The following is an 18,593-nucleotide window of genomic DNA, read 5'->3' on the forward strand; positions in this document are numbered from 1 at the left end:
ACGGACGAGCGAGCGAGCGAGCGGACGGACGAGCGGACGAGCGGACGAGCGGACGGACGAGCGGACGGACGAGCGGACGGACGAGCGGACGAGCGGACGAGCGGACGGACGAGCGGACGGACGAGCGGACGGAGTCGGTGGGGTGTCAGGCCGGGCGGCGGGATTGGACGATGTGGAAGCGGCCCGCCACGTACCCCGGATCGGTGAGGGAGGCCGTGGCCGCGGGGTTGGCGCCGGAGCCGTGGAAGTCGCTGAACGCCGCCGACTGGTTGACGAAGATGCCGCCGGTCAGGTTGCACGAGAGGTTGACCCCGGCCTCCAGAGCCGCCTTCTCCGCCCGGTCCAGCACATCGGGCGAGGTCGAGTACACGGCCGCGGTCAGCGCCCCGTGCGCGGAGACGGTCTCGCCGAGCAGGTTCAGCGCCGCCTCGGTCGACTCCACCGGGATGACGAACGAGATGGGCCCGAAGTGCTCGCTGGTGTAGACGTCGGAACGAGCGGGGTCCACGCGCACGATGACGGGCGTCCTGACGGTCGCCTCGGGGAAGGCCGGGTGCTTGATCGCCCGTGATTCCAGGACCACCTCGCCGAGCGCGGGCGCGCCGTCGACGCGGGCCAGCACGTCGGGGTTGGCCAGCGCCCCGGTCAGTTCGACCGCGCGGGCGTCGTCGCCGAGGAGTTTGCCGACCGCGGCGGCGATCCCGGCGGCGACCTCGTCGAAGCTCTTGTGTCCTTCGTCGGTGTCGATGCCGCCGGCCGGGATGAGGATGTTCTGCGGCGCGGTGCACATCTGACCGCTGTAGAGCGACAGGGAAAAGGCGAGGTTGCCGAGCATGCCCTTGTAGGCGTCGGTGGAGTCGAGGACGACGGTGTTGAGCCCGGCCTTCTCGGTGTGGACGAGGGCCTGGCGGGCGTTCGCCTCCAGCCAGTCGCCATAGGTGGTGGAGCCGGTGAAGTCGACGATGCGTACGTCGGGATGGACGGCAAGCTCGGTGGCCAGGCCCACGCCCTCCTCCACGGCCAGTTGCGCGAGGTTGGGGTCGAAGCCCGCCTCGGCCAGCACCTCGCGGGCGATCTGTACGGAGATGGCCAGCGGCAGGATGGCGCGCGGGTGGGGCTTGACGATGACGGGGTTGCCGGTGACGAGCGAGGCGAACAGGCCCGGGTAGGAGTTCCAGGTCGGGAAGGTGTTGCAGCCGATGACGAGGCCGATGCCCCGCGGCACGACGGTGAACTTCTTCTCCATCACCAGCGGGTCGCCCTTGGCCGGCTTCTCCCAGCGCGCCGCGGTGCCGGAGGCGGTCATGGCGGCGTAGCCGTACGCGATGGCTTCGAGCGCGCGGTCCTGCGCGTGCGGCCCGCCGGCCTGGAAGGCCATGACGAACGCCTGGCCGCTGGTGTGCTGCACGGCGTTGGCGATCTCGAAGGAGCGCTTGTTGACGCGGTTGACGATCTCGACGCAGGTGAGCGCGCGCGCCTCGGGCCCGGCGTCGCGCCAGGCGGGCAGCGCCGCCTTGGCGGCGGCGATCAGGGCCGCGACGTCCGGCCGGGGGTAGGTGACGCCGAGTTCGATCCCGTACGGCGAGCGTTCCGCCCCGACGGGGTCACCGGTGGACGGCTGGTCGGTGGGGAAGGGTCTGCCCAGATAGGACTCGAATGCTTCCTTGCCCCGCTCGGCGGCGCCCTCTCCGTAGACGCGGGGGCTCGGCGACTCGGGATAGGCGCTCCAGTAGCCCCGTTCCGAGATCGCGGAGAGCGCCTGGTCCAGGGTCTCGCGGTTCTGCTCGAACATGTTGTCCCTCTCTTGACAGGGATCCGCCGGACGTGAAGTGTTTACCGAACATTCGGTCAGTTGACAAGGGAGACTTCCGTTGGAAAGCGCGCGTCGCATGCTCGCCGCCGACACGGCCTCCAAGGCGCTGGGCATCGAGCTGCTCGATCTGGCGGAGGGCCGGGCGACCTGCCGGATGGCGGTGACCGGTGAGATGGTCAACGGGCACGGCCTGTGCCACGGCGGCTACGTCTTCCTCCTGGCCGACACCGCTTTCGCCTGCGCGTGCAACACCTACGGCCCGGTGACGGTCGCGGCCGGGGCGGAGATCACCTTCGTCTCCCCCGCCCGGGAGGGCGACGTGCTGACCGCTGAGGCGGCCGAGCGCACGCGTTACGGACGCAGCGGAATCTACGACATCACGGTGACGGGTTCCGGCGGCCGGGTGGTCGCGGAGTTCCGGGGCAGAAGCAGAGAGTTCCGGGGCAGAAGCAGAGAGTTCCGGGGCGGAAGCAGAGAGTTGAGGTGAGCGAGCACGTGAGACTGAGCGATGCGCCCGCGCCGGAGGACCTCGATCCGGCGGAACGGCTTTCGCGCGACGAACTGGCCGCGTTGCAGCTGGAGCGCCTGCAGTGGACGCTCAACCACGCGTACGAAAATGTGCCCTTTTATCGTCATAAATTTGACGAGCACGGCGTCCACCCCCGCGACTGCAAGGAACTCGCCGACCTCGCGCGCTTCCCCTTCACCACCAAGCAGGACCTGCGCGACACCTACCCGTTCGGCATGTTCGCCGTCCCCCGCGAGCAGGTCGTCCGAGTTCACGCCTCCAGCGGCACCACCGGCAAGCCCACCGTCGTCGGCTACACGCGGCGCGACATCGACACCTGGTCGGACGTCATGGCCCGCTCCATCCGCGCCGCCGGCGGCCGCCCCGGCCACATCGTGCACGTCGCCTACGGCTACGGCCTGTTCACCGGCGGCCTCGGGGCCCACTACGGCGCCGAGCGGCTCGGCTGCACGGTGGTGCCGGTCTCCGGCGGCATGACGCCCCGCCAGGTCCAGCTCATCAACGACTTCCGGCCCGAGGTCATCATGGTGACCCCGTCGTACATGCTGGCGCTTCTCGACGAGTTCGAGGCGCAGGGCCTCGACCCGCGCGCCAGTTCGCTCAAGGTCGGCATCTTCGGCGCCGAGCCGTGGACCGAGGAGATGCGCAGGGAGATCGAGGAGCGCTTCGACCTGCACGCGGTCGACATCTACGGCTTGTCGGAGGTGATGGGGCCCGGCGTCGCGCAGGAGTGCGTGGAGACCAAGGACGGCCTGCACGTCTGGGAGGACCACTTCTACCCGGAGACGGTCGACCCGTTCACCGGCGCGGTCGCCGACGCGGGCGAGCTGGTCTTCACCTCGCTGACCAAGCAGGCGCTGCCGATCATCCGCTACCGCACCCGTGACCTGACCAGGCTGCTGCCCGGCACCGCGCGGCCGGCGTTCCGGCGCATGGAGAAGGTGACGGGACGCACCGACGACATGATCATCCTGCGCGGTGTGAACGTCTTCCCCACCCAGATCGAGGAGATCGTGCTGCGCACGCCCGGCCTGTCGCCGCACTTCCAGGTGCATCTGACCCGCCCGGAGCGGCTGGACGTGATGACGGTCAAGGTCGAGGCCAGGCCGGGCTTCGAGGGCCGCCAGGAGGCCGCGGCGGCGCTGCGCGGGGCGGTCAAGGACACGGTCGGGGTGAGCGTGGAGGTGGAGATCGTGGAGCCGGAGACGTTGGAGCGATCCGTCGGCAAGCTCAAACGGGTCATCGACAGACGGGATAATTAACCATATGGCCACCACATCCCGTCAGCGGAAGCGCGGACACGACCCCGAGTCCGTGCTGTCCATCGCCGTGGGCGTCTTCAACGAGCGCGGCTTCGACGGGACCAGCATGGAGGACCTGGCCCGCGCGCTCGGCGTCACCAAGTCGGCCATCTACTACCACGTGCCCGGCAAGGAGCAGCTCCTCGCGCGGGCGCTGGACCGGGCGCTGGACGGCCTGTTCGAGGTGGTGGCCGACGAGCGCGCCACCACCGGTCCCGCGATCGAGCGGCTCCAGTGGGTGGTACGGCACAGCGTCCGCATCCTGGTGGACCGCCTGCCGTACGTGACACTGCTGCTGCGGGTGCGCGGCAACAGCACGACCGAGCAGCAGGCGCTGGACCGGCGGCGCGAGTTCGACCGGTTCATCGCGCACCTGGTGAAGGAGGCGGCGGCCGACGGCCAGATCCGGCCCGACCTGGACCCGGCGCTGGTGACGCGGCTGTTGTTCGGGACGGTGAACTCCATCACCGAGTGGTACCAGCCCGGCCGGGGCGGCACGGCCGACGAACTGGCCGACGCGGTGCTGAAGATGACCTTCGACGGCCTGCGCGTCTGAAGGCGGCCGTGCACGTCTGAAGGCTCAGGGATCGAGCTGCTTGGGGCCGGGATCGGCGTCGACGGCCCGCTTGCCGGGCGTCGGCAGCGTCTGCTTGCCCCGCAGGTCGTTGCGGATCGCCTCGCCCAGCCGCTTGGTGGCCGCCCGGTTGAGCGCGCCTCCGGCGACGGCGCCGGTGAGGAAAGGGCCGAGCGTGGTCAGGTGGCGTCCCATGACCTTGAGCAACCGGTTGCGCAGCGCGGTCTTGGTGGCCGCCCCGATGGCGAGCGTCACCGTGGCCGGTGCGAAGGGGTCGATGCCGCGCTGCCTGGCCCAGGCCGCGGTGAAGGCGACGGCACGCTGGGTGCCGGTGCCCTCGACGCGGACGCCGTAGACCTCGTGCAGCTCGGCCAGAAGTTTGACTTCGATGGCGGCCACGACGATCGTCTCGGCGACCAGCTGGGCCGGCGCGGAGAGCAGGAGGGGTGGGGCGGCGAACTCGGCGGCGGCCAGTGCCCCGCCGATCGCGCCGACGGTCATGGTCGCTTTCTGGGCGGTGCGCACCAGGTCGTCGGCGAGTTGCTCACCGGTGAGGCCGTGGTGGTGCTCGGACAGTGTCCGCAGGTCCCTGATGGGGATGCGGGGCGCGATGCTGAGGAACACGTCGGCGAGCCATCGGCCTCGGCTCTCGCCGCTCTTGCGTGCCTTCCTCGCGCCTGCCGCGAGAGACTGGGCTAGTCGGCCGAGCAGCTTGCGCCGCTCGGCCGGCTCCAGCTCGCCTGGTTGGGCGAGCTTGCCCACGATCTCGCCGATTTCCCTGTCGGGCTCGGCGTTCTCCTTGTCAGGTGCTGCCACGGTGCCTCCCAACTAGGCGGCGCACTCCCGGCAGACCTGCTGGCCGTTCCGCTCAGAGGCCAGCTGGCTACGGTGGTGCACCAGGAAGCAACGCGAACACGTGAACTCGTCGGCCTGGCGCGGAATCACGCGCAGGGAGAGCTCCTCATTGGACAGGTCGGCACCGGGCAGCTCGAGCGACTCGGCGAGATCGGTCTCGTCGATGTCGATGCTGCCGGACGACTTGTCCGTGCGCCGCGCCTGGAGTTCCTGGAGGCTGTCCTCCCCCAGGTCGTCATCGGTCTTGCGCGGGCTGTCGTAGTCGGTAGCCATTGTGCTTACTCCATCCCCCTCATCTATATGTCTTCGCGCTCGTCGCGCGTGGTCTAACGTCCGGGACGTTCATCTTGTGCCCGTTCCTCGCGGGAGATTTTGCATCGGATACCCGCGAGAAGAGGTCGACGAACCTCCCAACACGTCATGACGCGCTGCCGACTGCAATGGTTAGCCAAATATGGCTAAACCCACAGCCTTGGCGTCTTGCGCCACCGTGTTCGACGGCACATCCAACCACATGTACGGCGCGAACGAGACGCCCGCGGTGGATCAACACGCCGGGATCAACGACCAGGAAGCCGAATGGTCACGACAAGTCCCCCACCATCACGTGGAACAGCTGCGACGTTTCCGCCGTGCGCCTGCACCACAGCACGGACGATCGAAAGCCCGAGTCCCGATCCCTTCGCCGAATCCACACGGTCCGCATGGAGCCTCCTGAACGGCTCGAACAGGCTGTTCACCTCGTACGCCGGGACGTGCTGCCCGGTGTTGGCCACCTGAACAACCAAGGCCCCGTCCGCCATTCCCGTTCGGATCCAGACTTTTCCGCTATCGGAAAGGTTGTACTTCACCGCGTTCTCGAGCAGATTGCTCACACATCGCTCCAGCAACACCGGATCCCCCACGGTGCCCGCCGGGCTCAATTCTGTGGTGACTGTCACACCATGCTCCTCGGCGAAGGGCATCACCTGCTCCACCGCGGTCTGTGCCACGTCCTTGATGTCGAGCGGCTTGCGCACAGCCAGCTCGCGTTCGCTCCTGGCGAGCAGCAGCAGCCCCTCGATGAGCTTCTCGTTGCGCGCGTTGACCTCCAGGAGGGTACGGCCCAGCGCCTTCAGATCCTCCGAGGCCGCCGGGTCGCCCAGGGCGATCTCCAGAACCGTCCTGTTGATGGTGAGCGGCGTGCGCAACTCGTGGGAGGCGTTGGCCACGAAGCGCCGCTGGGTGTCGAAGGCGACGTTGAGGCGGGTGAGCATGTCGTCGAAGGTGTCGGCCAGTTCCTTCAGCTCGTCGTTGGGGCCCTGCAGGGCGATGCGCTGGTGGCTGAGGTTGCCCTCGGAGAGCTTGCGGGCGGTGGCGGTCATCCTGCTGACCGGCCGCAGCGCCCGGTCGGCCACGAAGTAGCCGACGATCACGGCGAAGATGCCGACGCCGACCAGGGCCATGATGCTGCTGCGCAGCATGGCGTCCTGGATGATCTGCTGGATCCTGGCCTGCTCGGCCCGCCAGTTGGCCTCCGTGATGGCCGCCTCGATGGGGGCCAGCCCGCGCAGGTTCAGGCTGGGCCACTCGTTGTCGATCGTGGAGCCCGCGATGGTGTACAGCGCCATCACGACGACGGCGGCGGCCACGAAGAACATCGCGCTGTAGGTGAGCGTGAGGCGCCAGCGGACGCTGACCTTGCCGGGCAGGTCCCAGAGGGACCCCTGCGGCGCCGAACCGAGGTACTCGGGAGGAGGCGGACCGTCCCACGAGGGCGCCCCGCTCGGCGGGGACACCTGCCTGCCCTCGGCCCGCTCGGAGTGCGGGCTGATCATCGGGTGGGTCGGCACCGGCTCGCTCACAGCTTGTATCCCACTCCGGGTACGGTCTCGATCACCTGCGGCTCTCCCAGCTTCTTACGCAACGTCATCATGGTGACCCGCACGACGTTGGTGAACGGGTCGATGTTCTCGTCCCATGCCTTGTCCAGTAGGTCTTCCTGCGAGACGACGGCGCCCTCGGCCCGCATCAGCTCTTCGAGCACCGCGAACTCCTTCTTGGTGAGCACGACCTCCTTGCCGTCGCGCTCCACCAGCCGCTTGCCCGGGTCCAGCCGGATACCGCCCCGCTCAAGGACCGGCGGCAGCGCCGGCGCGGAGCGCCGGCCCAGGGCCCGTACCCTCGCGACGAGCTCCACGAACACGAACGGCTTGGCGAGATAGTCGTCGGCGCCCAGCCCGAGCCCTTCGACCTTGTCGTCCACGTCGCCCGACGCGGTCAGCATCAGGATGCGCGAAGCGGTGCGCTGCGCCACCAGGCGGCGGCACACCTCGTCCCCGTGGACGACCGGAAGGTCACGGTCGAGCACGATCACGTCATAGTCGATGTAGGAGGTACGCTCCAGCGCTCCGCCCCCGTCGTAGGCCACGTCCACGGCCATGGCCTCGCGGCGCAGCCCGGTCGCGATCGCGTCGGCGAGCACCCGCTCATCTTCGACCACCAGCACTCGCACGGTGTGCACACCTCTCTCCGGTCCCGGCTCACATTCTCCGCACACGACGATAAGCGCACGGTAAGGCATGTGTGGGCACGCGAGCCGCAAGCCGCGGCCGAATCCATGTTTCGGGAACGGAGGGTCCGGGGTATGCCGTCGGGACCACCCGCTGACGTGTGCTTCGCGGGTTTTCGCGCGCTCTTTGCGACCCCCTGAGAGAGAAGGTGAGATGGGCGAGTTCACCACTACGATCGAACGCCGCCTCGACCAGGCATACCGTGGCCTGAAGGAGGCCAAGTGCTCCGGCGACGACTACCTCGCCGACACCCTCAACGCCGAGATCGAGGACCTGCGCCGCCTGGCGGACGACCACGGGGTGCCGTTGCCTCGCTGACCACCGAAAGCACGAAACGGCCGGAGCCCAGCTGTTGGGGCTCCGGCCGTTTCACGTGCGCGTCAAGCGTCCCGCTCCGGGTCCAGGGGCGCCAGCAGGCCGTGCAGGTCCTCGAACAGGCCGGGGGCCGCGCACAGCGTCAGCTCGGTGTTCGGGGCCTTGCCGCGCAGGCCGCCGATCCTGGCGCCGGACTCGGCGGCGACGAGCCCGGCCGCCGCCCAGTCCCAGTAGTTGACGCCGCGCTCGTAGTAGGCGTCCACGCGGCCGGCGGCCACCGAGCACAGGTCCGTCGCGCAGGAGCCGCCCCGGCGGATGTCGCGCACGCTGGGCAGCACCGCCGCGAGCACTTCTCCCTGTACGGCCCGCCGCTCCGGCGAGTATCCGAACCCGGTGGCGACCAGCGCCCTGGACAGCGGCACGTCCTGGTTGCAGGCGAGCCTTGAGCCGCCGAGCCAGGCGCCCTCGCCGAGCGCGGCGGTGAACACCTCGCCCCTCGGCACCACGTTGACGACCCCGGCGACGATCCCGCCGTCCACCTCGACCGCGATGGACACGGCCCAGTCGGCCAGGCCGTACAGGAAATTGACGGTGCCGTCGATGGGGTCGACGACCCAGCGCACGCCGCTGGAGCCGGGGGTGGCGCCGCCCTCCTCGCCGAGGATCATGTCGTCGGGGCGGGCGGCCAGGATGCGGGCCCTGATGAGCTCCTCGGAGGCCTTGTCCAGCGCCGTGACGACGTCGGTGGGGCTGGACTTGGTCTCGACCGCCGCGGACATCGTGGGCCGCTCGGCGAGCAACATCGCGCCCGCCTCCCTGGCGATGTCCTCGGCGAGTTTCAGAAAGTCGGTCATGAGCCTGCCCTGGATGTCGCTGTCATGCTACGGAGTCCGGGCGCTTCCACTCCTGGCCGAGGACGTGCTGGGCGAGGAAGGCCAGGACGGTCTCGTACCAGGCGACGGCGTTGCCGGGCTTGAGGATCCAGTGGTTCTCGTCGGGGAAGTACAGGAACTTCGACTCGACCTCGCTGCGCTGCAGGTCCCACCACAGGCGCAGGGCCTCGCCGATCGGCACCCGGTAGTCCTTGTCGCCGTGGATGACGAGCATCGGGGTGCGGATGTCCTTGAGGCCGTGGTGCGGGGAGAGCTTGGCGTAGCGCTCGGAGCCGGGCTCGCCGAACTCGCGCTGCCAGTACATGGCGGCGTCGGTGGTGCCGGCGAACTGGTCGAGGTTCCACAGCGAGGCGTGAGTGACGACGGCCTTGTAGCGGTCGCTGTGACCGGCGACCCAGTTGGCCATGTAGCCGCCGTAGGAGCCGCCCATCGCGCCGGCGCGCTCGCCGTCGACGTCGGGGCGGGCGATGGCGACGTCCACGATCGCGTCGAGGTCGGCGAGCGTGCGCGGGCCCCAGTCGCCCCAGCCGCGGTCGATCATCCGCTGGCCGTAGCCGGTGGAAAGACACGGATCGGGCAGCAGTACGGCGTAGCCGTGCTCGGCCATGATCCACGGGTTCCAGCGCCACTGCCAGTCGTTCCAGGAGGCGACGGGCCCGCCGTGGATCCAGAGCATGAACGGCGCCGGGTCGTCGGCCGAGGCGCCCTCGGGCAGCACCAGCCAGCCGCGGATGGTCGCGCCGTCGTCGGCGGTGGCGGAGATCTCGGTGAGCGTGCCCTTGACCTCGGGCCGCTCGGCCGGCGAGGGCAGGTCGGTGACCTGGCCGCCGGGCAGGTCGATGCGCGCGGGCCCGGCGGGGAAGGACACGGAGCTGCGCAGCGCGTAGACGGAGCTGCCGTCGGCGGCGGGGTTGAGCGCGAGGTAGGCGTCGTCGTCGCGGGTGAGCCGGGAGGCCGCGCCGCCGATCGGCACCACGAACGCCGGGCGGCGGCCCTGGTGGTCGGCCACGATGTAGACGGACCCGGAGTCGGGAGCCCAGGCCACGTCCATCGGGAACAGGTCGGGGGCGTGGGTCTGGCCCTGGCCGGTGGCCAGGTCGCCGATCCACAGCTCGGTGCGGGCCGACAGGTCGAGCGCGGTGTGCCGGTCGCGGGCGGCGGCGACCTTGGTGCCGTCGGGCGAGACGGCCAGCGGGCCGGTGAAGTCCTGGCCCTCCTCGGTCACGACGGTGCGCCGCTCCCCGGTGGCCACGTCGATCGCGACCAGGTCGGAGCGCTGCTGCCCGCCCGGCAGGTACGTGGTCCAGGTGCTGACCACGGCCGTGCCGTCCGGGGTGAGGTCGAAGGAGGCGTTGACCAGCGCCCGTCCGGCGTCCGGCGTCAGGTCGCGCACCTCGGCCAGGCGGTCGCCGCTCAGCCGGCCGGCGAACAGCCGGGGGCCGCCGGGGCCGAGGTCGTGGTCCCAGTAGCGGACCGGGTAGCCCTCGTGCAGGATCGCGCTGATGCCGGCGTCCTTGCGGGCCTTGCGCCGCTCCTCCTCGGTGGACTCCTCGCCGGTGAGCACGTCGGCGGAGAAGACGACCACGTCGCCCGCGGTCTTGAAGGCGCCGATGCCACCGGGCCTGGCGGCGATCTGGCGGGCCTCGCCGCCCTCGCGCGGCAGCAGCCACAGCGCCGGGACCTCCTCCTCGCCGTCCTTGACCGTCGGGTCGGGGCGGGCGGAGGTGAACAGCACGTCGCCGGCGGCGGTGAAATCGGCCGAGCTCTCACCCTTGGCCGAGCGGGTCAGCCGATAGGGGGCGCCGTCGACGGGGATCGCCCAGAGCGCGGTGCCGAAGGATTTGCCGTCCGGATTGAGCGACTGGACCACCGACACCAGCCGCGAGCCGTCCGGGGACAGCTTGAGCGAGAGAACCCGAGGGATAGCCACATAGTCGCGAATGTCGTTGAATGCGCTCACTCGATCGAACCTACCTCAGCGCCCCCTAGGCTTGCCTACGTGGGAAACTACGACGCGCTGCTGATCCTGTCCTTCGGCGGACCTGAGGGCCCCGACGACGTCATGCCCTTCCTGGAGAACGTCGTGCGCGGCCGCGGCGTGCCGCCCGAGCGGCTCGAGGAGGTCGCCGGGCACTATCTCCACTTCGGCGGGATCAGCCCGATCAACCAGCAGAACCGCGACCTGATCGAGGCCGTGCGGCCCACGCTCGACGTGCCCGTCTACTGGGGCAACCGCAACTGGGCGCCCTACGGCGAAGAGACCGTGCGCCAGATGCGCGCGGACGGCGTGCGCAGGGCGGCGGTCTTCGCCACCTCGGCCTTCGCCGGCTACTCCTCCTGCCGGCAGTATTACGAGGACATCGCGCGCATCTCGCTGCCCGACGGGCCCGAGCTGGTCAAGCTGCCGCACTACGGCGACCATCCGGGGTTCGTGACGGCCATGGCCGACCGGGTCGGCGACGCGCTGGCCGAGCTCAGCGAGCCCGACGCCAGGCTCGTCTTCACCGCCCACAGCATCCCGCTGGCCCACGCCAAGAGCGCCTACGAGAGCGAGCTGCGGCGCAGCGCCGAGCTGGTCAACCGGGCGCTGGGCCGTACTCAAGGCTGGGACCTCGTGTGGCAGTCGCGCAGCGGCCCGCCGCAGGTGCCGTGGCTGGAGCCGGACGTCTGCGACCACCTGCGCAAGCTGGACGGCCCGGTGGTGCTGGCGCCGATCGGGTTCGTCTCCGACCACATGGAGGTCGTCTACGACCTCGACACCGAGGCCGTGGAGGTGGCCGCCGAGCTGGGGCTGCCGATGGCGCGGGCGGCCACGGTCGGCACCCACCCGGCGTTCGTGCGCGTGGTGGGCGAGCTGATGGCCGGGCCGGAGCCGGTGCCGTGCTCGCTGGAGACGTGTCCTCAGGTGTAGGCGCGGGCGTAGGCCTCGGCGTAGCCCATGACCTTGTTCACGTAGTCCCACGAGTGGTTGTAGAACCAGATCGCCTTGCGGAGCTTCTCGCCGCCCTTGCCGGCGCCGTTGGCGCACAGGTAGTTGGCGGCGCCCGGCACCGCGTCGTACGGGCTCCAGATGTCCTTCTTGCCGTCGGCGTCGCCGTCCACGCCGTAGGCACGCCAGGTGGCGGGCATGAACTGCATCGGCCCCAGCGCGCCCGCGCTCGACGGCCCGTTGTTGCGCCCGTGCCCGCTCTCGACCTGCCCGATGGCGGCCAGCACCGTCCAGGACAGCCCGGGGCAGCGGGTGGCCGCCTGCTTGTAGAGGTCGAGGTAGCTGCCCGGCCGTCCCACCGACGCCACCTGCTGTTCCTGCGGCGCGGGCGTACGGCTGCCGCCCAGCCCGATCACCTGCGCCCCCTTGCCGAGGAGCTTGGCGACCCCGGCGGTGCCCACCTTGCCCTCCTTGCCGTGCAGCAGCACGGCCACGCCCGGGGCGACGCCGAGCGCCTTGCCGGTCTCGGCGCTGACGATGCCGTCGATGCCCTTGAGCCCGAGCCCGGCCGAGGCGGCCAGCCGGAGCCTGGGCCCGCCGTCCACCTGGTAGTCCGCGCCCAGCACCATGCCGAGGCGGCGCGCGGCGGCGGTGTCGGCGACCAGTTCGCCGCGGCTGAGCGCGCTCCAGACGGCCGGCTCGTCGGCGACCGGCTTCGGGGTCCAGGCGCGGAAGTCGGCCGGGGTGACGGCCAGCACGTTCAGGCCGGTGCCGGAGATCTTGATGGCGCCCGCGTCCACGACCGCCACCTTCTGCACGTGCTTGAGCCGGCCGAGCGCGTGGCGGGCCTGCTTGGGCACGGTGGCGCGGGCGATCGCCAGCACCCTGGGCGGGGTGGGCGTGATGCCGGGGCCGCCTCTGCCGAAGTCCTTCACCTGTTCGGGGATCAGACGTTCCAGGGGTTCCGGCCTGGCCTGCGGTTCGGGGGCGCGCCGGGTCTGCTGGGGCTGGGCCGTACCGGTGAACAGGTCGTCGCGGACGAGGAAGACCACGCCGCCGCTCGTCACGGTGACCACGGCGACCGCGGCCACGAGCAGCACCGCGGAGCGGATCGAGGGAAGAGCGGACACGCGGGACACGTTACCCAAAATCACTTGCGCTTCCGCGAGGGTCTGCAGAAGGGTGTCACGCGGCGATAGGGGGATTTTGTGGTCGGGCCGTATCGGGGACTGTTCAACGAGCCCGGGGTCAAGGGTTTCGTGCTGGCCGGGTTCATCGGGCGTTTTCCGATGTCGATGCTGGGGATCGGGATCGTTCTTCTGATCTCCGCGCTGACCGGGTCCTACGCCACGGCGGGAGCCGTCGCGGCCGTGGTCAACGTCTCCTATGCGATCGCCGCGCCGCTCTCGGGACGGCTGGCCGACCGTTTCGGCCAGAATCGGGTGATCTTCCCCTTCGCCGTGGTCAACGCGGTGGCCCTGGTCTCGCTCATCCTGAGCGCCGGGTTCCGGCTGCCCGAATGGACGCTCTACGCCTCGGGCCTGCTCGTCGGCGCGACCTCGCTCTCGCTGGGCTCGATGGTGCGCGCGCGGTGGTCGAACCGGCACGGCGGCTCGGCGAAGCTGCACACCGCCTTCGCGTTCGAGTCGGTGGCCGACGAGGTCATTTTCGTGACCGGCCCGGCGGCGGTGACGCTGCTGGCCACCTATGTCAACCCGTACGCGGGGCTGGTGGTCGCCGTGGTGGCGATGCTGGGCGGGTCGCTGGCGCTGGCGGCGCAGCGGCGTACGCAGCCGCCGATCGTGGCGGTGCGCTCGGTCAGCGGCACGCCGATCCTGATCCCGGGCATCGCCCTGCTGTCGGCCGTTTACGTGGGGCTGGGCGCGGTCTTCGGCTCGGTCGACCTGATCACCGTGGCCTTCGCCGAGGAGCACGGAGCCAAGGGGGCCGCGGGGTTCCTGCTGGCCAGCTTCGCGGGCGGCTCGATGGTCTCGGGCCTGTGGTTCGGCTCGCGGCACTGGCGAATCCCGATGCGCGGGCGCTTCGTGCGGGCGCTCGGGGTGTTCGTCGTCGGCCTGCTGCCGATCATGTTCGTGGGTGACACGCGGGTCATGGCGCTCGCGCTGTTCATCGCGGGCCTGGCCATCTCGCCGACGCTCATCACCGGCTTCTCGCTGACCGAGCGCCTGGTGCCGCCCTCGCTGCTGACCGAGGGAATGGCCTGGATCTCGACCTCGATCGGGTTCGGCGTCGCGCTCGGCGCGTGGGCCGGCGGGCGGCTCACCGAGGCGTTCGGCGCCTCCAACGCCTACGCGTTCTCACTGGCGTGCGCGCTGCTCGCGGCCATCGTCGGGGTGTCAGGTTCGGGTTTGCTGAGGATTCCGGAAGCGCCTTCTCCCGCGAAGAGCTGATCCGCTACGGTCGGGAGATCCCTCAAGCAACACCCTCAACTCACGAAAGCTCCGTAATGTCCCGACAAATTGCTTCACTTCTAGCTATCGCCGCTGTAACCGTCACTCTGGCCCCAGCTCCCGCGTCGGCCGCACCCGAAGTCGACTGCACGCAGGTCAAATGCCTCGCGCTGACCTTCGACGACGGGCCGGGCAAGTACGCTGACAAACTCCTCGACACGCTGAAGAAGGCCAACGCGAAGGCGACCTTCTTCCTGGAGGGCCAGTACGTCAAGACGCGGCCCGCCTTCGCCAAGCGCATGGCCAAGGAGGGCCACGAGCTCGGCAACCACAGCTACAAGCATCCCAACTTCACCGATCTCGAACCGGGGGCCATCCGGAACGAGGTCAAGAAGACCCAGGACATCATCTACAAGACGACCGGGGTCACGCCCAAGCTGCTGCGCCCGCCGTACGGGATGGCCGACATCCAGGTGTCGGACGTGGCGGCGGAGTTCGACATGCCGATCGTGTTGTGGACGGCGGGCTCGCGTGACTGGGCCACCAAGAACGCCGACGAGATCAAGAAGCAGACCTTGGCGGTCGCCCAGCGAGACGGCATCATCCTGATGCACGACTGGGTCAAGCAGACGGTCGACGTGATGCCGAGCCTGGTCAAGCTGCTCCAAAGCCGCGGCTACACGCTGGTGACCGTTTCCACACTGCTCAAGAGCCAGAACCTTCAGCCCGGCGACATTTACCCGGTTCCCGAAGGCTGGGAGAGATGAGTATCGTTCACGTTTAACGGAACGATCCTTTCCAGGGGGCGCGTCATGGTCTTCACCAACTGGGCCGGCAACCAGTCGGGCACCCCCGCCGAGGTGCGCACACCCACCTCGGTCGAAGACGTGGCAGGCGCCGTGCGGGACGCCACGCGCACCGGACGGCGCCTGCGCATGGTCGGAACGGGCCACTCCTTCACCGGAGTGGCCCTCACCGACGGCATCATGCTCCGCCCCCACGGCCTCACCGGCGTCAGGACCTGGGCGGACGACCGGGTGACCGTCCTCGCCGGCACCCCGCTCAGACACCTCAACGAACTGCTCGACCAGCGCGGCCTCGCGCTCGCCAACATGGGCGACATCACCGAGCAGACCGTCTCCGGCGCCATCCAGACCGGCACCCACGGCACCGGCCGCGACACCGGCGGCCTGGCCGACCAGGTCGTCGAGCTGGAGCTCGTGCTCGCCGACGGCTCCCTGGCCACGGTCAAGCCGGGCGAGGACCTCTTCGACGCCGCCCGGGTCGGGCTCGGCGCGCTCGGCGTCCTGACCGCGGTGACGTTCAAGGTCGAGCCCGCGTTCCTGCTGCACAACCGGCGCCGCCGGCTTCCGCTCCCCGAGATCCTGTCCTCGCTCGACACCATGACCTCGGCCAACGAGCACCTCGACTTCTTCTGGCTGCCGCACACCGACGCCTGCCTGGTCAAGACCAACAACAGGAACCCGGGGCCGGCCCGGCCGCCGAGCGCGTTCAAGCACTGGCTGGACGCGGTCTTCCTGGAGAACACGCTCTTCGGCGCGGCCTGCGCGCTCGGCGCCCGCTCCCCCGGCCTGATCCCCCGCATCAACGCCGTCAGCGCCGCCGCGCTCGGCGACTCCGAGTCCGTGGACACCTCCTACAAGATCTTCACCGCCCGGCGCGACGTGCGCTTCCTGGAGATGGAGTACGCCGTGCCGCGCGAGCACCTGGGCCAGGCGCTGCGCGAGACCCGCGACCTGGTCGAGCTCATGGACTGGAAGATCACCTTCCCGGTCGAGGTACGGGTGACGCCGCCGAGCGACGCCTGGCTGTCCACCGCGTACGGCCGGGACTCCGCCTACATCGCCTGCCACATCTACCGCCGCACCCCCAACCCCGCCTACTTCGAGGGCGTCGAAGAGATCATGACCAGGCTGGGTGGACGCCCTCACTGGGGCAAGATGCACACCCGCGACGCCGCCTACCTCAAGACCGTCTACCCGCGCCTGCCCGACTTCGTGGCCCTGCGCGACCGCCTCGACCCCGGCCGCCTCTTCACCAACCCCTACCTGGAGACCGTCCTCGGCTGAGTCGTATAGCTGGCTGGAGTGCCAGGCGGCCCCGGGCGTCCATACCCTTTGAGCATGACGCGTGACGCCCTCGAGGCTCTGGACCGCCTCGCGGGCGGGCTCGGCACCGCCGTACTCGCCCTGTTCATGGCGATGGCGTGGACGGTGACGCTGGTGAGCTGCCTCACCGGCGTCGGCCTGCTGGCGCTGCCCGGCATGATCGGGCTGACCAGGTCCGTGGCCGAGCGGGAACGCGCCCGCCTGGGCCGCCGCGGCGACCCGGTCATCTCCCCCTACGGCGAACCCGCCGCGGGAAACTGGGCCCAGCAGATGAACGCGGCCTGGCACGACCCCTCCGTCCGGCGCGACCTGGCGTGGGTGGGCATCCACGCCACGATGGGACTGACGCTCGGGCTGGTCGGCCTCGCGCTGCCGATCATGGGGCTGCGCGACGTGACGTTCCCGCTGTGGTGGCGGCTCCTGCCCGCGGGCGAGGTGGGCTCCTCGCTCGGCGTGCGCGCCGAGACGTGGCCGGGTGTCCTGGCCGTGGGCCTGTCGGGGCTGCTCTGGCTGGGGCTGGCCGTCGTGCTGGGGCCGCGGCTGGCCGTGCTGCAGAGCTGGCCGGGCCGCAGGCTGCTGGCGCCGCACGCCTCGGTGGACCTGTCCGAGCGGGTCGCGCGGCTGACCGCCACCCGCGCCGCCGCCCTGCGCGCCCACGCCGCCGAACTGCGCAGGATCGAACGCTCCCTGCACGACGGCGCCCAGAACCGGCTCGTCGCCGTCGTCGTCACCGTCGCCGCCGCCAGACGCGCGCTCTCCCGGAACCCCGAGGCCGCCGACCCCGCCCTCGAACGCGCCCAGACCGCCGCAGAGCAGGCCCTCGCCGAACTGCGCGGCGTCGTGCGCGGCATCCTGCCGCCTGTCCTGGAGGACAAGGGCCTGTCCGGCGCGCTGTCGGCGCTGGCCGCCGGATCGGCCGTCCCGTGCGGGCTGAGCGTCGGCGAACTCGGGCCGCTCCCGCTCTCGGTCGAGGCCACGGCGTACTTCACCGTCGCCGAGGCCCTCACCAACGTCGCCCGCCACAGCGCCGCCACCCGGGTCGACGTCGAGGTCATCCTGTACGGCGAGGCGCTGCGGATCACCGTGGAGGACGACGGCAGGGGCGGCGCCCTTGAGGAGTCAGGAGGGGGGTCTGGGCTGGCGGGGATCAGGCGGCGCGTGGAGTCCCACGACGGCGTCCTCACCCTGTCCAGCCCGGAGGGCGGCCCCACCAGGCTGGTGGTCGTCCTGCCCCCGGCCTCCTGAAGCGGCGGGGTTGTCAGCCGCCGGTCTTCTGGGGCTGCGGCCATAGGGGCGTGTCAGCCGCCGGTCTTCTGGCGGAGGTTGTCAGCCGCCGGGCTTCTGAAGCGTCAGCCCTTCCGGATGCCGGTCTTGTTAGACGTACCGGCATACCGGTCTTGGGAGGCGCCAGCCGTACCGGATCAGGGGTTTGTCAGGGGATGGTGGCGCGGTCCTGGTCGGCGGGGGCTTCGTCCGGGGGTGGGGTGGCCTCGTCCTCGGGCTGGCCGGTCTCCTCGGGCGGGTCCGTGGTCGGCTCGCCCGACGGCTCCACCTGGCCGGTCTTGGTCGGCGTCGGGGTGGGCGTCGGTGTCCTGGTCTTGTCCGGCTTGGGGGTCGGGGTGGGGGTCGGGGTCGGCGTGGACTCCGGTTCCTCCTGGGTGGACGGGGTGTCGGAGGGCGGCGGGGTGTGCTCGTCCTCCTTGACCGGGCCCTTGGGCTCCTCCGTGACCGAGACCGGGCGCTTGCCGGGCAGCTGGTCGGGGATCGACGAGCCGCTGGCCGCCTGGTAGACGAGGATCGCGCCCATGCTGATCGCGAAGACCAGCGCGGCGGCGAACCCCAGCTTCAGCCAGGGCAGCGGGCGGCGCCGTTCCGGCTTGTCCACCGCGGCCATGACCAGGGTGGCGTCCGCCTCGCCCGGTTCCGGCGGCGGCTCGTCGCGGAGCGTCGCCTGGGCCGCGGTGGCCAGTTCCCCCTCGCCGTCGCGGTGCGCCGGCACCTCCTCGCCGTCCTCGTGCTCGCGCCACGCGAGCACCGTGTGTTCCTTGACCTTCTCGCCGGTCCGCTTCAGGTAGTGCGTGTAGATCGCGCTGCCGACCGTGCTGGCCACACTGGCCACGGCCGCGCCGATCACCGTCCCCGCCACGCCGAGATACGACGCCGCCACCGCGGCGGTCACCGCGGCCAGGGCTCCACCGAGGACCTGCGGCACGCTCAGCTCGAACCTCCGCTGCTCGCCGCTCATCCTCCAGATCAGTCCCCTCTTGTCATTCGACAGGTAAAGAGCTTCCT

Annotated in this window: 18 protein-coding genes; 9 read left to right on the forward strand and 9 right to left on the reverse strand. The window is 70.5% G+C overall.

What is annotated here, in order from left to right; all coding sequences use genetic code 11:
* Positions 1 to 145: 145 nt before the first annotated feature.
* Positions 146 to 1,792 (reverse strand): phenylacetic acid degradation protein PaaN, encoded by a 1,647-nt coding sequence (gene paaN, locus HNR40_RS42500; RefSeq protein ID WP_184971861.1) that lies wholly within the window; start codon positions 1,790 to 1,792, stop codon positions 146 to 148.
* A 97-nt stretch (positions 1,793 to 1,889) separates the two neighbouring features.
* On the opposite strand from paaN, the gene paaI reads away from it, so the two are divergent.
* Genes paaI through HNR40_RS42515 form a run of 3 tightly spaced genes read left to right on the forward strand, consistent with a single transcriptional unit; the run spans position 1,890 to position 4,199 of the window.
* Positions 1,890 to 2,300, forward strand: a complete 411-nt coding sequence (paaI, locus tag HNR40_RS42505; RefSeq protein WP_184971957.1) for a hydroxyphenylacetyl-CoA thioesterase PaaI — start codon at positions 1,890 to 1,892, stop codon at positions 2,298 to 2,300.
* A gap of 8 nt (positions 2,301 to 2,308) precedes the next feature.
* The gene (gene paaK, locus HNR40_RS42510; RefSeq protein WP_312896732.1) at positions 2,309 to 3,604 is read left to right on the forward strand and encodes a phenylacetate--CoA ligase PaaK; all 1,296 of its coding nucleotides are present in this window, start codon (positions 2,309 to 2,311) and stop codon (positions 3,602 to 3,604) included.
* Positions 3,605 to 3,608: 4 nt separating this feature from the next.
* Positions 3,609 to 4,199 (forward strand): TetR/AcrR family transcriptional regulator, encoded by a 591-nt coding sequence (locus HNR40_RS42515; protein WP_184971865.1) that lies wholly within the window; start codon positions 3,609 to 3,611, stop codon positions 4,197 to 4,199.
* 24 nt (positions 4,200 to 4,223) lie between these two features.
* Here HNR40_RS42515 and HNR40_RS42520 read toward each other — a convergent pair whose 3' ends face one another.
* The 4 genes from HNR40_RS42520 to HNR40_RS42535 form a co-directional block, all read right to left on the reverse strand.
* Positions 4,224 to 5,033 carry a hypothetical protein gene (locus HNR40_RS42520; RefSeq protein WP_312896733.1) on the reverse strand — a complete coding sequence of 270 codons (810 nt, stop codon included), beginning with the start codon at positions 5,031 to 5,033 and terminating at the stop codon, positions 4,224 to 4,226.
* 12 nt (positions 5,034 to 5,045) lie between these two features.
* A complete protein-coding gene (locus tag HNR40_RS42525) occupies positions 5,046 to 5,345 on the reverse strand; it encodes a DUF4193 domain-containing protein (RefSeq protein WP_090929286.1) in 300 nt (99 codons plus the stop codon).
* A gap of 287 nt (positions 5,346 to 5,632) precedes the next feature.
* Positions 5,633 to 6,916 (reverse strand): sensor histidine kinase, encoded by a 1,284-nt coding sequence (locus HNR40_RS42530; RefSeq protein ID WP_312896734.1) that lies wholly within the window; start codon positions 6,914 to 6,916, stop codon positions 5,633 to 5,635.
* Positions 6,913 to 7,566, reverse strand: coding sequence for a response regulator transcription factor (locus HNR40_RS42535; RefSeq protein WP_184971867.1), 654 nt, complete (start codon positions 7,564 to 7,566; stop codon positions 6,913 to 6,915). Before HNR40_RS42535 ends, HNR40_RS42530 begins: the two co-directional genes overlap by 4 nt.
* Positions 7,567 to 7,777: 211 nt before the next feature.
* Here HNR40_RS42535 and HNR40_RS42540 point away from each other — a divergent pair, with 211 nt between their 5' ends.
* Positions 7,778 to 7,942, forward strand: coding sequence for a hypothetical protein (locus HNR40_RS42540; RefSeq protein ID WP_184971869.1), 165 nt, complete (start codon positions 7,778 to 7,780; stop codon positions 7,940 to 7,942).
* 62 nt (positions 7,943 to 8,004) lie between these two features.
* Here HNR40_RS42540 and HNR40_RS42545 read toward each other — a convergent pair whose 3' ends face one another.
* Both HNR40_RS42545 and HNR40_RS42550 read right to left on the reverse strand, forming a co-directional pair.
* Entirely contained in the window at positions 8,005 to 8,793 is a 789-nt protein-coding gene (locus HNR40_RS42545) for an inositol monophosphatase family protein (protein WP_184971871.1), read from the reverse strand.
* A gap of 22 nt (positions 8,794 to 8,815) precedes the next feature.
* Entirely contained in the window at positions 8,816 to 10,792 is a 1,977-nt protein-coding gene (locus HNR40_RS42550) for a S9 family peptidase (RefSeq protein ID WP_312896735.1), read from the reverse strand.
* Between the two features lie 39 nt (positions 10,793 to 10,831).
* Here HNR40_RS42550 and HNR40_RS42555 point away from each other — a divergent pair, with 39 nt between their 5' ends.
* On the forward strand, positions 10,832 to 11,743 hold the full coding sequence (locus HNR40_RS42555; RefSeq protein WP_184971873.1) for a ferrochelatase: 912 nt from the start codon (positions 10,832 to 10,834) through the stop codon (positions 11,741 to 11,743).
* Here HNR40_RS42555 and HNR40_RS42560 read toward each other — a convergent pair.
* Positions 11,734 to 12,891: a lytic transglycosylase domain-containing protein gene (locus HNR40_RS42560; RefSeq protein WP_184971875.1), complete on the reverse strand. Its 1,158-nt coding sequence runs from the start codon at positions 12,889 to 12,891 to the stop codon at positions 11,734 to 11,736. The genes HNR40_RS42555 and HNR40_RS42560 overlap by 10 nt on opposite strands.
* Before the next feature lie 78 nt (positions 12,892 to 12,969).
* Here HNR40_RS42560 and HNR40_RS42565 point away from each other — a divergent pair, with 78 nt between their 5' ends.
* The 4 genes from HNR40_RS42565 to HNR40_RS42580 are packed head-to-tail and all read left to right on the forward strand — an operon-like array spanning position 12,970 to position 17,546.
* The gene (locus tag HNR40_RS42565; protein ID WP_184971877.1) at positions 12,970 to 14,172 is read left to right on the forward strand and encodes an MFS transporter; all 1,203 of its coding nucleotides are present in this window, start codon (positions 12,970 to 12,972) and stop codon (positions 14,170 to 14,172) included.
* 56 nt (positions 14,173 to 14,228) lie between these two features.
* Positions 14,229 to 14,939 (forward strand): polysaccharide deacetylase family protein, encoded by a 711-nt coding sequence (locus HNR40_RS42570; protein WP_184971880.1) that lies wholly within the window; start codon positions 14,229 to 14,231, stop codon positions 14,937 to 14,939.
* 45 nt (positions 14,940 to 14,984) lie between these two features.
* Positions 14,985 to 16,262 carry a D-arabinono-1,4-lactone oxidase gene (locus HNR40_RS42575; protein WP_184971882.1) on the forward strand — a complete coding sequence of 426 codons (1,278 nt, stop codon included), beginning with the start codon at positions 14,985 to 14,987 and terminating at the stop codon, positions 16,260 to 16,262.
* A gap of 54 nt (positions 16,263 to 16,316) precedes the next feature.
* On the forward strand, positions 16,317 to 17,546 hold the full coding sequence (locus HNR40_RS42580; protein ID WP_184971884.1) for a sensor histidine kinase: 1,230 nt from the start codon (positions 16,317 to 16,319) through the stop codon (positions 17,544 to 17,546).
* 187 nt (positions 17,547 to 17,733) lie between these two features.
* Here the strand turns inward: HNR40_RS42580 and HNR40_RS42585 are convergent, their stop codons facing one another.
* Positions 17,734 to 18,546, reverse strand: coding sequence for a hypothetical protein (locus tag HNR40_RS42585; RefSeq protein WP_184971886.1), 813 nt, complete (start codon positions 18,544 to 18,546; stop codon positions 17,734 to 17,736).
* Between the last annotated feature and the right edge of the window lie 47 nt (positions 18,547 to 18,593).

It is taken from the genome of Nonomuraea endophytica, assembly GCF_014203235.1.
Classification (GTDB): Bacteria; Actinomycetota; Actinomycetes; order Streptosporangiales; family Streptosporangiaceae; genus Nonomuraea; species Nonomuraea endophytica.